The 14,100-nt window shown below is 37.7% G+C and carries 9 protein-coding genes; 2 read left to right on the top strand and 7 right to left on the bottom strand.

All coding sequences use genetic code 11. The annotated features are described in order from the left end of the window. Positions 1–119 precede the first annotated feature (119 nt). Positions 120–2,201, top strand: coding sequence for a mechanosensitive ion channel family protein (locus FJR04_RS20565; protein ID WP_174763563.1), 2,082 nt, complete (start codon positions 120–122; stop codon positions 2,199–2,201). A gap of 62 nt (positions 2,202–2,263) precedes the next feature. Continuing rightward, positions 2,264–2,395 carry a hypothetical protein gene (locus tag FJR04_RS26525; protein ID WP_256366804.1) on the top strand — a complete coding sequence of 44 codons (132 nt, stop codon included), beginning with the start codon at positions 2,264–2,266 and terminating at the stop codon, positions 2,393–2,395. A gap of 169 nt (positions 2,396–2,564) precedes the next feature. Here FJR04_RS26525 and nadB read toward each other — a convergent pair whose 3' ends face one another. The 7 genes from nadB to FJR04_RS20530 all read right to left on the bottom strand — a co-directional run bounded on the left by nadB (position 2,565) and on the right by FJR04_RS20530 (position 14,050). After that, positions 2,565–4,235, bottom strand: coding sequence for an L-aspartate oxidase (gene nadB / locus FJR04_RS20560; protein ID WP_168498250.1), 1,671 nt, complete (start codon positions 4,233–4,235; stop codon positions 2,565–2,567). A 155-nt stretch (positions 4,236–4,390) separates the two neighbouring features. Continuing rightward, entirely contained in the window at positions 4,391–4,819 is a 429-nt protein-coding gene (psbU, locus tag FJR04_RS20555) for a photosystem II complex extrinsic protein PsbU (RefSeq protein WP_168498249.1), read from the bottom strand. A gap of 316 nt (positions 4,820–5,135) precedes the next feature. Next, the gene (locus FJR04_RS20550; protein ID WP_168498247.1) at positions 5,136–5,867 is read right to left on the bottom strand and encodes a DUF3120 domain-containing protein; all 732 of its coding nucleotides are present in this window, start codon (positions 5,865–5,867) and stop codon (positions 5,136–5,138) included. Between the two features lie 134 nt (positions 5,868–6,001). After that, positions 6,002–8,857, bottom strand: coding sequence for a zinc-dependent metalloprotease (locus FJR04_RS20545; protein ID WP_168498244.1), 2,856 nt, complete (start codon positions 8,855–8,857; stop codon positions 6,002–6,004). Between the two features lie 469 nt (positions 8,858–9,326). Then, a complete protein-coding gene (locus tag FJR04_RS20540; RefSeq protein ID WP_168498242.1) occupies positions 9,327–11,093 on the bottom strand; it encodes a bifunctional diguanylate cyclase/phosphodiesterase in 1,767 nt (588 codons plus the stop codon). Positions 11,094–11,103: 10 nt separating this feature from the next. Then, entirely contained in the window at positions 11,104–11,538 is a 435-nt protein-coding gene (locus FJR04_RS20535) for a response regulator (RefSeq protein ID WP_168498240.1), read from the bottom strand. Between the two features lie 46 nt (positions 11,539–11,584). Beyond that, positions 11,585–14,050, bottom strand: a complete 2,466-nt coding sequence (locus tag FJR04_RS20530; RefSeq protein ID WP_168498239.1) for a PAS domain-containing protein — start codon at positions 14,048–14,050, stop codon at positions 11,585–11,587. Positions 14,051–14,100 lie beyond the last annotated feature (50 nt).

Genomic DNA, 14,100 nt, shown 5'->3' with positions numbered 1-14,100 from the left:
ACCCCCTTATTTTCTCAAATTATTGCCACATCTCATCTTCAACCGCCTTGTCACCAATGTCTCGTGTGGTTATATACTGCTATAAGTAAGTTTTTTTGTTAAAAAAGGGTAAAATATTGATGCGCTATCGAGTTCGTGCTATTTTTTTGGCAGGTGTAGTATTTGCATTTGCACTATGGACTACACCAGGAAGAACAGAAGAAAAAGCCACAGAAGAAGCAAAAGTCGAAAAAGTTCAACCTGCTGCTGGAGATCCCAAATTTGCAGTTACAACTCAAGATCCTACTGTTCCTATTGACGAACTGCAACTATTAGTTAAGCCATTAACATTAGAAGAACTGCAAAACGAATCAGCGGCTTGGTTGATTTTACTAAAAGATAAAGTTCAAAAAATTAGTAATGCAGAAATAGCTATTAAACGGCAAAATCTCAGCATCAACAAACAGAAAGAAGCATCTGAGTCCTTAGATAAGTCACAGGAAGCTCTTAAAGCAGCAGAAGCACAACTCAAGACTGCAACGCCTGGTTCTCCAGAATATGCAGAGGCTACAAAAAAATTAGAAGAAGCCAAACAAAAGCTGAAAGAAGGACAGGAATCTATTAAGGAAGCTAAAGACGCTAAAAAGGATATTCAAAAAGATGATACTTTAAAAGAGGCCATAGACAAGGCTAAAGAAACAGAAGAATTAGATAAAGCTAAAGAAGCATTAGATCAAGCCAAGAAACAGCGAGAAGAATTAACTGCTGGTTCGTTAGCCTACACTGATGCTACAAAGAAGATTGATAAATTAGAGGCAGCAATCAAGGCTTTTGAAGAAGCCCAAACCAAGGAAAAAGAAGCTGTTCCCGATTCACCTGAATTTAAAGAAGCAACTAAAAAGCTAGATACAGCCCAAAAATCTCTCAAGCAAGTGAGAGAAGAAATAGAAGGGATTAAAACCCCAGATGCTACTAAAAAATCTTCCCAAGATTTAAATAAAGCTGCAACGGCTTTAGACAATACTAAAATTGAAGGTGATGGGAGTACCAAAGTTGCAGGATCAGTTGAGACTGTTAACGATAAAGACAATCTCAAAACCAAGGGAGATAAACTAGAAAAAGCTGCCGAACAATTAGATAAAAATGCGGATGCAGAAGCAAAATTTAAAAATCAACTCGTAGCTAACGTTACAGAATTACAATCAGAAAGAACAGCCGTAATTGATAGATTCAAGGTTGTGCTTGCAGAGTTAGAAAGCAAAGGCGGAGATCCTAAAGCTTATCAACAATATATCGAAGCCATCAGCATAGTTGCAGTTGACTTACAAGACACGGAAGGTGCGGGAGTGCGCTTGGTAAGTTGGGTGAAATCAGGAGAAGGTGGCTTACGCTGGGCAGCAAACATCGGTAAATTCGTCGGTATTGTTATTGCCTCTACCCTTGTTTCTCAGATTCTAGGAATTATCCTCAATCGCTCCTTAAAACGGATTGGGGGTGCATCTGAATTATTGCGCCAGTTTACAGTCATGGTCATCAAGCGTGGTGGTGTTGTCGTCGGTGTCATGTTGGCACTAACAGCACTAGAAGTCAGCCTTGGTCCAATTTTAGCCTTACTTGGGGGTGCGAGTTTCGTGTTAGCTTTTGCCCTACAAAGCAATTTGGGTAACTTTGCCAGTGGTTTGATGATTATGTTTAACAAACCCTTTGATATTGGTGATGAAGTCAAAGTTGGTGGTATTTGGGGTTATGTAGATTCTATCTCTCTAGCCAGCACTAAAATTAAAGGTTTCGCAGGTCAGATGTACGTGATCCCCAATAATAATGTTTGGGGGGGAATGATAGAAAATCTGACTTATGCAGAAATCCGTAAAGTATCTATTTGGTTGCGAATTGATCTGAATGAAGATTTAGCAAAAGTGCAAAAATTGTTGGTGGAAATCATTAAATCACATCCAAAAATTCTTGCAGATCCCAAACCAGGAAAATTTCTCTGGTCAGTGGAAGAATATTATTTTTCTATTGGTGTCAGTGGTTGGACTACAACCGATGATTTTTGGGGAGTTCATGAAGATGTCATCCAAATGATTCAGGAACGGTTTAAACAAGAAAATATCCAGATGTCAGCAATTCCTGGACATAATCTTTATTTACCACAAACTACGAATCAAATCCCTAAGCCTGTTGCGGAAATGCTGACAGAATCTCTCCCAGAATATTCGTAACCGGATTTCTCAGGCAACACTATTGCCAATTTTCCCAAATAGGTCTGAAACCCAATAAAATCGTGACGATATCAATAGGGTTTCAGGGTTTTGGCAATAGTATTGCTCAAGTGGGAAATATTCCCTCTTTGGCAACTATTATTCGGCAAAAATCTGCTCTCAATTCTTTTGGTTCGTCATGGATGACTGAATAACCCTTTTCCCGATATATTGAGGGGATACTTTTATTTAAACTTACTTCTGGCTTTTGTCGTCTTAATTTAGATCCTGCTGGATATCCTCTTGCTAATACGTTGCAAGAATTAAATTTAAAATTACTCTAGCGGGACTTTTTGACTAAAAGGTGTTTAATCGCAGATAATATCACCTATTACCTATCCACCATTCCTGATTTTGCACAAGAGTATGAATTTGCCAATTAGGATCAGTTTCGGGGTAATCTAAACGATAGTGTCCACCCCGGCTTTCGGTTCTAAAAGCAGCACTTTTAAGAATTAATTCCGCAATATCTAATAAATTACGGGTTTCTGCCCAAAGCCTCAATTCCTTTTCAATTTGTGGTTGATGAAAATTAACTGATTGCGTAGATTGCAAAGTTAATAATAATTGACTTAAAGGTAAAGCCGCAAACTCTTGTTGCCAAAATACAACTTGAGAAATGGCATTTTCTAAACTTGATTTTTCTCGACAAATACCCGCACTTTGCCAAACTACACGGGGTAAATTTTCACGGATTGCTTCCAGTTGTCTTTGTTCATTTTCCCAATCAATTGCAGATGAGCTAAAATCAATAGTCTCAATATTTGGGGGAGAGTCTATTTGTGTAATTCTCAATTTTTCATCATCAACATTAGCCATTTGCGCCCCAAAGACAATACATTCCAACAGGGAATTACTAGCCAAACGATTAGCACCATGTACCCCCGTATTAGCAGTTTCCCCAATGGCATATAAACCGGGAATATTCGTGCGATTCATCACATCTGTACTCACTCCACCCATCCAATAATGAGCAGCCGGAGAAACAGGAATAGGTTGAGTAAAGACATCAATTCCCCAATGTTGACAAACGGCGATGATATTCGGAAACCGATGACGAATTTTGTCCGCCGGAATCGGGCGCATATCTAACCAGACATTCGCTGTAGCCGGGTCAGCAGCCGTTTTTTGTAAATGACTAAAAATAGCTCGACTGACCACATCTCGCGGTGCTAGTTCCCCTGCTGGGTGGTAATCAAAGGCAAAACGTCGCCCAGTGTCATCCACCAAATGCGCTCCTTCACCACGGACAGCTTCACTAATCAGAAAACGTCCTGGTTTACTCAAGGCTGTAGGATGAAACTGGACAAATTCTAAATCCCGGAGAATCGCCCCAGCCCGCCAAGCGATCGCCACACCATCACCTGTACTCACCCCTGGGTTAGTTGTTTGGGCAAATACTTGACCACCACCACCAGTAGCTAAAATTACTGCACTGGCTTTAATCCAGGTAATTTTTCCTTGATAAAATAGGCTAATTCCCAAACAATGACCTGTTTTCGGTTCTATCCATAAACTCAAAGCCAAAGCTTGCTGAATTACTTGGATATTCTCACGACGCAGAACTTGATCTGTCAGGGTTGTGGTTACTTCCCGCCCTGTGGTATCGGCTGCATGAAGAACGCGAGGACGAGAATGGGCTGCTTCTAAGGTTAAAGCTAAGTGATTGTCATGACGATCAAAAGCTACCCCTAAGTTAACAAGGGATTGAATACAGCTAGGGGCTTGTTCCGCTAGAAATTCTACAGCAGCCAGATCACACAAACCCGCACCCGCTTTAAGTGTGTCTTCAATATGCAGTTTTGGCGAATCTTCTGGATCTACAGCCGCAGCTATGCCACCTTGCGCCCAATCACTAGCCGATAGGGAAACTGTTTCTTTAGTAATTAAGCCGATTTTTAAGGATTTTGGTAGACATAGGGCTGTGTATAGTCCTGCCGCACCAGCACCGACTACTAAAACATCAAATTGGTTAGGAATATCTATATCAGGCAAGATGGGGTAATGGGTAATGGGTAATGGGTAATGGGTAATGGGTAATGGGTAATGGGTGATGGGTAATGGGTAATGGGTAATAGGGATATTTATTAGACATCTTGCCTTTTGCTTCTACCAATCACCAATCACCAATCACCAATTACCAACTAGGGTTATCTGTAGATACCGTTGTTTATGCGGTCGTCGCCTTCGTTAAAGTTAGGCTCGTATTCTGTAACTGTGAACTTTTCTAAGTTAGTTTGCAAACGTTGTTTTTGCTTATCACTCAATCCTGGCAGACTTAATACATCTTCTACTTTTTCGTAGGGAGCATTAGCGATAATTTTCTTAGCCAGAGTGGGATACAGTCCTGGATACTGTTGGAAAGCGGCAATATTGGTATTATTCAAATCTATTTTCTTCCCAAACTCTGTTCCCAGCTTCAAATCTGCTTTGTTTTGGCGGGCAATTGCCAAAACTGGGACTTGATTCCCTACAAAGCTATTGAAACTAGCCGCTTGGGCTGTCTGAGTAGTTCCCAGCATTCCCCAGCAACTTAGTAACAATGTGAATACTGTGAATAAACGCACCAATCCTTTCACGATTTTTTACCTCTTTCTATCAAACAGCAATTAAATTGTTGAATATTTGCAGCCAAAAGCTATGAACTGTAAGGCTTTAACCAGAAGTTTGGGGCTGTTAGAACAATTTATTTTCTAACTGATCCTTGTTTTTTCATGGTTTAGCCTCATCGTTTCAGCTTGAGAGCTAACACAACAGTCATCAAAAACTAATATACAGCGTATTAATATCCACAATATTTCCTACTATTTAGTTTGACTTGACTTTTGCCAAAAATCATACTCAATAGCACTTTTGCGCCCATTTTTTGAGGTTTTACCTCAATTTATGGAAATTTTACGCAAGAGCCGCTGCTAATAAGAATAGACTGTCTACTAAGATTGTACTCAAAACTGCGCCCCCAAAGGCATACCAATGATATTGCTTATTTAGTAAAGAGGCTATTCCTACTGTTGTGAGCATCAGGGCAAGAATGATTGCCCAGCCTTCTCCCCAAGGGGTTTGGACTTGTATTAAGGCATTTTGTAAGATTTGTGAAGCTCCTTCGGGATCTGTTCTCATAATTTGTCGCCAATAGGGCATCAAATCTACTAAATAAAAATAAATATCGGTTAAAACCGTACCAAATAAAGAACCTAAGTAAAACCAATTGCCAACTTTACCCCAGTTTTTGGCTAAACACCATAGGGCAATGGGTAATCCTAATGCTTCTACGGGTAAATGCCAGATCGGTTCCCAGCGTAGCCAACCCCAGTAAATTGCTCCTGTTAACCAAGTCCAGCTAAAACCAAAGAGGATATCACCCCAAAGATAGGTTTGGGGACGGGACATTAAGGTGATACTCAAGGCTATCCAAAAGCCTGTCATGACTACGCTGAGAGTGGGTAGCGATCGCACTAACGGCGCTTCTATAAACACTGGTACTGTTACTAGAAAAACTGCTGCTACAAATACCAACCAACTTGTTCGGAAAGATATAACACTTGCTAAGGAGGTGTTTTTAATGCTGTCATTAATATCTAATGTCGGGTTGGTTGCTGTATAGGAAGGGAATGTATGATTAATCAAAGTTTTTAATATTTGTTACTAAACTTTACTTATCTACAATATCATAATTGAAAATCCCCCTGGGGGGCATCATAATTGTACATAAAATTTGTTCAGTATGCTATGGAAGCAACAAAGGGGACGATGATCAGAAATTAATTCCCTACCAATGGTGCATTCAAAGTTTTCTCAATGCGATCGCGTGTTTCTAATAAGAAAGCTTTAGTATATTCATCGTCTGACCTCACCCTGCTTAACCGAGCATTTAATTGTTTGAGTTTATACCAAGCTAAAGTGCGAGCATCTTCAGGAACATATTCTTTTCGCAATACCATCGCTATTAATATTTCTAGGTATTGGCGTTGTAACCCTCTTCGCAAACTAGAAATTTTTAATTTCCCTTTGGGTTGAAAAACTTCCGACCAAATTCCAGATTGTAATGTATCAAATAGTTCTGGCAAAGTGAGTGCATTTCCTGATGTGCTTTTTAGTTCTAGATCCTTGAGACGAGTCAAGCGATCGCTGGCTAATAAATCACTCAACACCGCACGCTGAACCAACAACACTAAATCATGAATAGGATAATCTAAGCGTCCTACTTGAATATCACTCCCCCAATGCAGCCAACGAGAAGGTGCTAATTTATTCAATAATTCTGGGGGAAATTTCAAAGCATCTTCCGCAAATACATACTTTTGTATTGTGATCAATGCTTGTCGCTGTTGTTCTACTGGTACTGGTACAAATGGTAATTGTTCCTTACTCTCACTAGGTTTAACTCGGTAAAAAGACTGACCACCAATATATTTACTGGTATAATATAAATTCTGGAAATAATTTCCTAAGATAGTATTGAAACGCTCTTCTACATCACTGTAACTTTCCCCAGCAATGGGATAACCCTGATTAAGTCGTTCCCACATCCGGCGGGAATTTGCTAATTGTGACTCAGCGTAAACTAATACATTACTACTATGATCCCAAGCGTCCACAGTCGGATCACTATTAGATACATCCTCATCAGGAGAATAACTCAATTCTCGTTGAGACGATTTTTCAGTAATTGCTGCTAAAAACGACTTTTCCCCGATAGTGGTTGTCGCTTGACTAGGAGTGTAACCATACTGAATTGCCCACTCATCATAAGGACCTACCATCTTCGGAAAATAATCTCCCTGTTTAATACCATCAGGGGCAATATTGGGAGGAATATAATCCATAACAGATGCTGTCAAACCTTTAGTACGAGTAATTTCGGGATTATTCATCTCTGCTGGTGAGATAAAAGCACTACCACGGAAATTATGCCGCAAACCTAAAGTATGACCCACTTCATGGGCAATAATTAAACGTAAATATTGGTGGATATAATCCTTTAATTTTTCTTGACTTGGTGGACTATTTCCTAACATTGATATTGCTAAAGAACCAAAAGCAAATTGATTGGATGCTTCAATTCCATAGCATAAATCATACTCGGTTGCTAATTTCGATAAATTGCCAAATGACTTTGGAGATTTTTGATTACCTTTACCACACAGACGGCCATTTTTGATTAATGCCGATAAAGAAGTTCGAGGTTGTGTTTGCTGAGGTTGAACTATTTGGCGATAATCGTTTTTTAATAACCGGACAAAACTAGCATCAACTAGAATGTCTGCGTCCAAAATTTCTCCTGTTAATGGATTAACACGGGATGGTCCCATTGCAAAAAATCCATCTACAGTATTAATCCATCGAATGGTATTATAGCGAATATCTGCTGGGTCCCAAGTGGCATGATCAGGCATTTGTTGGACTTGAATTGCATCCTTAAATCCAGCTTTCAAAAAGGCTTGATTCCACATTAAAATACCCTCTTTAATAGCTTCTCGGTATTCTAAAGGAACAGCATTATCAATCCAGAAAACAATGGGCTTTTTGGGTGGAGAAATTGCGGCTGTAGGATCTTGTTTTTCTAAATTCCAACGATTAATATAACGAACAAAAGGATCTTTCCGGTCATTTTTAGATAAATCTTGATAAGCTGTAATAAAATAACCTACCCTTTCATCAGCTAACCGGGGTTGATATTTATGTTCTGGTAATTCGGACAGACTATAGTGAACTCTAATAGTGAAGCCACGACTATCAGGTAATACACCAAAATTCTGTCTTGCATTACTATCACTATTAGTAATATTAAAAATAGACTCTATTTCTAAATTTTTGGGAAAAACTTTAGCATTACCAAAATAAGCTTGTTCTGGATTAATAGTTACTTCTAAGTTGGTAGATAATCCTGCTAAATCTGTTAGTAATAAATCACCTAAATCAACCAGAATAGTTTTTCTTTGTGCATGGGTACTCTTAATAGGGAGGGTGTAGAGAACAGAATCACTAAATGATCTTGCTACTGATCTTGCTTGGGGATCTCCTGTGCGTGTCCGAAAATTAACATTACGCACAACAAACTGTAATTGATTATCTACTTTTTGGAAATAAAACAAAAAATCTTGTAATGGCATTCCACTATAAATCCCCTTTTCACCAATTCCTGATTCTAAAGTTGAGGTAGCCAGAAAGTTTTTTTGCAGTTGTTCTTGTTTAATTTCTAAATAGATTTTCTTGTTATTTTTGTGGCGATAAATGGTAAATATTCCCTCTGATTTTTGAGTATCTTTAGTAATTTCACCAAAATCACCTAATCCATCTTCTGGAGGTGGGGTAGAAGCAGATTCAGGTGTCTTTTGGGGAGGATCTGGTTTTTTAGTAATTTGTAAAAATGGTTGTTTGCCAACTTGTTGGGGATCTTTAAATACCCACACAAAATTTTGTTTTTCTACGTGATTATTCTGGTCAATTACTGCTATTTTTGAAGATGGTAATTTTAATTGCTGAGAAATTTGATCCACTTCGGTGATTTTTGTTTCTGAATAGCTGTGATTATTTATTAATAATTGAGCGTTGGCAGTTTCTATAGAAACAAATAGACTATTAAATAAAATGATAGATAAAGTAAATTTATTCATTCTCTAAATTCCTGATCATTATGGCTTGAGAAACACAGTAATATTTAAAACTAACGTCAATATAATTATTACTTAAGTATTTAGACGTAATATCAGCATATCACATTCTTTTAATTTAAGTAGAGTGGGTGAGATGCTCATTGCAATATAACTTGTTACTTTTTGTCAAGCACTTAATATATCCTACAAGTGTGATTGTACAAGATTTCAGATTTTAGCCTAACTAGTACACAACGGCGTAAATCAACCAACCATTAAGAATTTTGGCGTTGCTGATTAAGGGTATGAATTTTAGTCTCACGCAAAGGCGAGGCAGCGCGGTCTTGGGGGTTTCCCCCATGAGCGACTGCCGTAGCAAAGACGCAAAGGTAAGAGTTTTAAAGGTTCAATTTAGGAATTTTATACCTCAATATGGCTATCAGCAACGCCAGAATTTTCAATCAGCTTGTGTTATCTGCTTTTTTAATTTTTAATTTTTAATTCCACCCTGCGGTACTGGGTTATTGATCGAGTATATTTTTTCTAAATATGATACCAGCCAATCTTGCACTAAATCAGCGGTAATAGCTGGAGAAAATAGATAACCTTGTCCATAATCACAACCTAAAGATTGTAAATAATCCATTTGAGTTAATGTTTCCACACCTTCGGCAACAATATCTAAACCTAGTGTATGAGCTAAGGTAATAATCGCTTGAATAATACCCAATCCTTGGGGATTATCTGCTATTTTGCAAACAAAGGAACGATCAATTTTTAAAGTATCAATTGGTAAATTTTGTAAATAAGAAAGAGAAGAATAGCCAGTGCCAAAATCATCAATACTAATTTTGATACCTGCGTTTCTAAGTTCTCGTAAACTAGCGATAATTGAATGTGTGTTATTCATTAGTCTAGTTTCTGTAATTTCTAGTTTCAAGTTGACTTTCTGCTGATTTAAAAATTGATGAAGATAAATTATTAATGGCACTAATTCTGGTTCATTTAATTGCACACCAGAAACATTAACTGAAAGACTCAGTGGTAAATGAGCGATTAACTGAGTTTCCCATACTTTCATCTGTTTACAGGCTGTTTCTAAAATCCATTCTCCCAGAGGAATAATTAATCCTGTTTGTTCTGCTATGGGAATAAAATCTGCGGGTGAAATCCAACCTTTTTGGGGATGTTGCCAGCGAATTAAGGCTTCAAAGCCAACTAATTTATGAGACTTGAGGCAAACTATAGGTTGATAAAATAGCCGTAATTCTTGATTAGAGATGGCTTGCCGCAGTTGATTTTCTACATTTAAACGTTCGAGAATTTGAGTTTGCATATTTTTACTGTAGATTACAGTTGAATATGAATTTAAGGCTTTTTGCTTGGCATTATAATTAGCTATTTCTGCTGCTCGTAAAAATTCATTTGCGTCGGCAAAATCCATCCTCGATTCTACGATGCCAATGGTAATTGATGCGTAGGTTAAAAAGCCTTCCATTTGAAAAGGAGGATCGAGTAAAAGATGAATTTTATTAGCTTTTATTTCTAGATTATCGGCATTAATAATATTACCAAATAGTAAGACGAATTCATCTTTACCAACTTTTGCCAAGTAGTCATCAGGAGATAAAATACTTTTTAGCCGTTTGGCAATTTCAATTAATAGTTGTTCACTTTTAATATGTCCAAAGCCATATTTTATATTTCGATATTGATCAACATCTAAAAACAAAACTGCGAATTTGTGAGCATCATGATGAGAATTATGAATGTGCATTTGCAAAACTTTTAATAAAGCATTGCGATTAGGTAAACCTGTTAGTTCATCTACAAAGGCTAAAGTTCTAATTTGTTTTAAAGCTTGTTGGCGTTCTGAACGCATTTTTGCTTCTCGTAATTCTCTTTTGACTGCTGGAATTAGCCTTGTTAAATTTTGTTTGAGTAAATAATCATGAGCGCCAAACCTCATTAATTCAACTGCTGTTTCTTCACCAATTGAACCTGATACGACGATAAAAGGAGTATCAAGTTCTAGTTCTTGGACTAAATTTAATGCAGCGATCGCACTAAAATGAGGCATAGAATAGTCGGTTAAAATTATATCCCATACTTCATTTTTTAAAGCATTAGACATAGTTGCAACGCTATCAACTATTTGATAAATTACATGATAATTTGCAGACTCCAACTCTAATACTAATAATTCAGCATCATCTATATTATCTTCCGCAATTAAAACTCTAATTTGATTATTCATAAAAGTTTGGTTAGGTGCTAAAAGGAGGAGGACTATTAAGAACCAACCAGTATATTCCTAGCTGTTTCATAACGTTCACAAATTCGCTATATTCGACAGGTTTACGAATATAACTATTACAACCTAAACCATAGCCTTGTAGCCGATCACTCTCTTCATGAGAGGTCGTCAGAATCACAATAGGTAACAACTTTGTCCGAGGATTAGCTCGAATTTCCCGAATAACTTCTAAACCATTTAGTCGGGGCATTTGTAAGTCTAACAGAATTAAGTCAGGTAGTGGTGCTAATGCCTGATTTGGGGATAAAAAATAGTTAATTGCTTCAACACCGTCTCTGGCAATGATAATATTAGCTTTTAGTTCTGTTTGCTCAAATGCGAGTAGGGTCAATTCTAAATCATCTTGGTTATCCTCAATAATCAGTAGTGTAGGTGATTGAGCCATACTGTGGTCAAAGATATAAATGATTTTGATCTTAATTTAGTCATCTTTATATGCTAAAGTAGAAGGTTGCCCCTTTGCCCACAGATCCTTTTGCCCATATATGTCCACCGTGACGACTAATAATTCTTTGCACAGTCGCTAAACCGATTCCTGTACCGGGAAATTCTTCAGTAGTGTGAAGACGTTGAAAAGGTTGAAATAGTTTTTTAGCATAGGTTTCATCAAAGCCAACACCGTTGTCTCGGACAAAGTAGGTTAAAGAAGAACCATTGTCTTGCTCTACGAACATACTATTTAACTCGATTTGTGGATGTAGTTGAGTAGATGTAAACTTCCAAGCGTTATTAAGTAGGTTTTCCATCATTATTTCTAATAATTGGCGATCGCCACTTACAATCAAATCAGGGGCAATTAACCACTGGATCTGTCTTTCTGGTTGGCTTTCACTCAGTTCTTGGATGATTCCTTGGGCAATTTCACTTAAATTAACTTGAGTGCATCGTATTTCGCTACGAGTCACTTTTGAAAGTTGTAACATATCCTCAATCAGTTTTGCCATCCGTACAGTAGCAGCACGAATGCGAGTTAAATAATGTTTACCTTTATCATCTAGTTGTTCTTGGTAACGATCTAAAAGTATTTGGCTAAATCCATCAATTGCGCGTAGTGGCGAACGGAGATCATGGGAGACAGAGTAAGAAAATGATTCTAGTTCTTTGTTGACAATAGTAAGTTCGGTAGTGCGTTGCTGTACACGCTGTTCTAATTCCTCATTGAGTTGGTGAATTTCCAATTCAGCTTGTTTCCGCTTAGTGATATCTTCAGAAATTCCCACATGGCGTAATATTTCTCCAGATTGACTATAAACAGGGTAAACACGCGCAAATATCCAACGAATTTCGCCATGAGGGCGCAAAATCCGATATTCTTCTTGTAAGGATTGACCTTTAGTTAAATTGTTACACGCTGTCATCATCCGCTCATAATCATCAGGATGTGTAGACTCACTCCACGAATGAGGATCTTGATACAGGCTTTCACAACTCCTACCCCATACTTCTTGATAAGCAGGGCTAATATACAATACCTGACTCATGTCAGCAGTATTAATATGAAATACTTCGTGAATATTTTCGGCTAATTCCCGAAATTTAGTTTCACTCTGACGTAGTGCTGCTTCCGCTTCTTTGAGTGATGTAATATCAATGATAAATCCTTCAATTGGTGGTGTTTGGGAATTAAAAGAAGCTGGAATACCTTTTTCCCACAACCATTTTTCCTGACCATTTTTAGCAAAAATTCGATATTCTATTTCATAAGGTAGCTTTTGGTCAATAGCTTGTTGAATAACTATGTTAATTTTGCTGATGTCTTCTGGAACAATCAAATCTTGAAAAGTAGGATAATTCTCATTGCTGAGGACGGTTTGACTATAACCAGTTACAGGTAAACAGCCATCACTAATGTGATCAATACACCAATTCATATCTTGAGTACGAGAAAAGACAATTCCGGGGAGAGTATTGATCAAATTAGATAATTTACTACGGCTTTTTTCTAACTCATCATTAACTGTTTTTAGTTGGAGAGTACGTTGCTGGACCCGTATTTCTAGATGTTCGTAAGATTGCTGGAGTTGCTGTTGACTTTCTTGATGTTTTTTGGCAATATTATTTAAATATTTGGCATTCCACCATGCTACTCCACCTAAGACCAAGATATTTACCATAGCTCTGATCATAAATCCCACTTCGACTGGTAGGGTATTATTGCGATGAACGGATAAAAAAAATCCTGTACTCAGAATAGGAACACCGATAATGACTGGGAAGAGACGACGAGCAGTAATACCACCAAGGTAAGGACTCATGATGACTTGCATCCAGCCTTGTTTGTGATCAGCTAATAATATCCCTAAACTCAATAATATGAACGCTACACTGGTATGGAGCGCCATGCTAGTGAAAGATGCAAGTTGATATAAAGTATGAATTCCGAAACTATAGCCAACTAACCCAAATAAAGCAATAAAAAAACTAATCAAGGCTAAACCTTGAATAACGTTAAATATTTGTTGCGATCGCCCAACTAAGGCTAAACCGAGCAAAAAAAAGCACAGTGCTGTATTCAGTGCCATTCTACCTGGAGATGAGGTGGCTATAGCATTTTCAGGTTCGGGAATGATGATTTGATCAATACCTAAATTAATATTAAAGCCATACTGAATGATCGTTAGTAGTCCCAACAGCAAAACGATGACCGCTAAGACTAGGGATATTGGCTTATACTTGATGGACTTATTCTCCAAGTACAAAGAAGTTCCACCCAGTAAAAAACCTACCGCAGTGTTTACCTTCATTGTTACCAATCCTGGTAAAACACTTTTGAGGATTTCTAGATCAAATATCCATCCTAATAAGACAACTAACCCAATTAAGGCAGTTATTCTTCCTAATATGCTGGATATCATCGGAGCTAAAGAATGAACCCGTCCAGGTAATTTAGCTAACATCCTTCAATATTTTAATGAATCTACTATTCTAAAATACAGCAGATTGCATA

Origin of the sequence: Anabaena sp. UHCC 0204, assembly GCF_009711975.1 — a bacterium.
GTDB lineage: Bacteria > Cyanobacteriota > Cyanobacteriia > Cyanobacteriales > Nostocaceae > Dolichospermum.
This window is presented reverse-complemented; position numbering and strand designations above follow the sequence as displayed.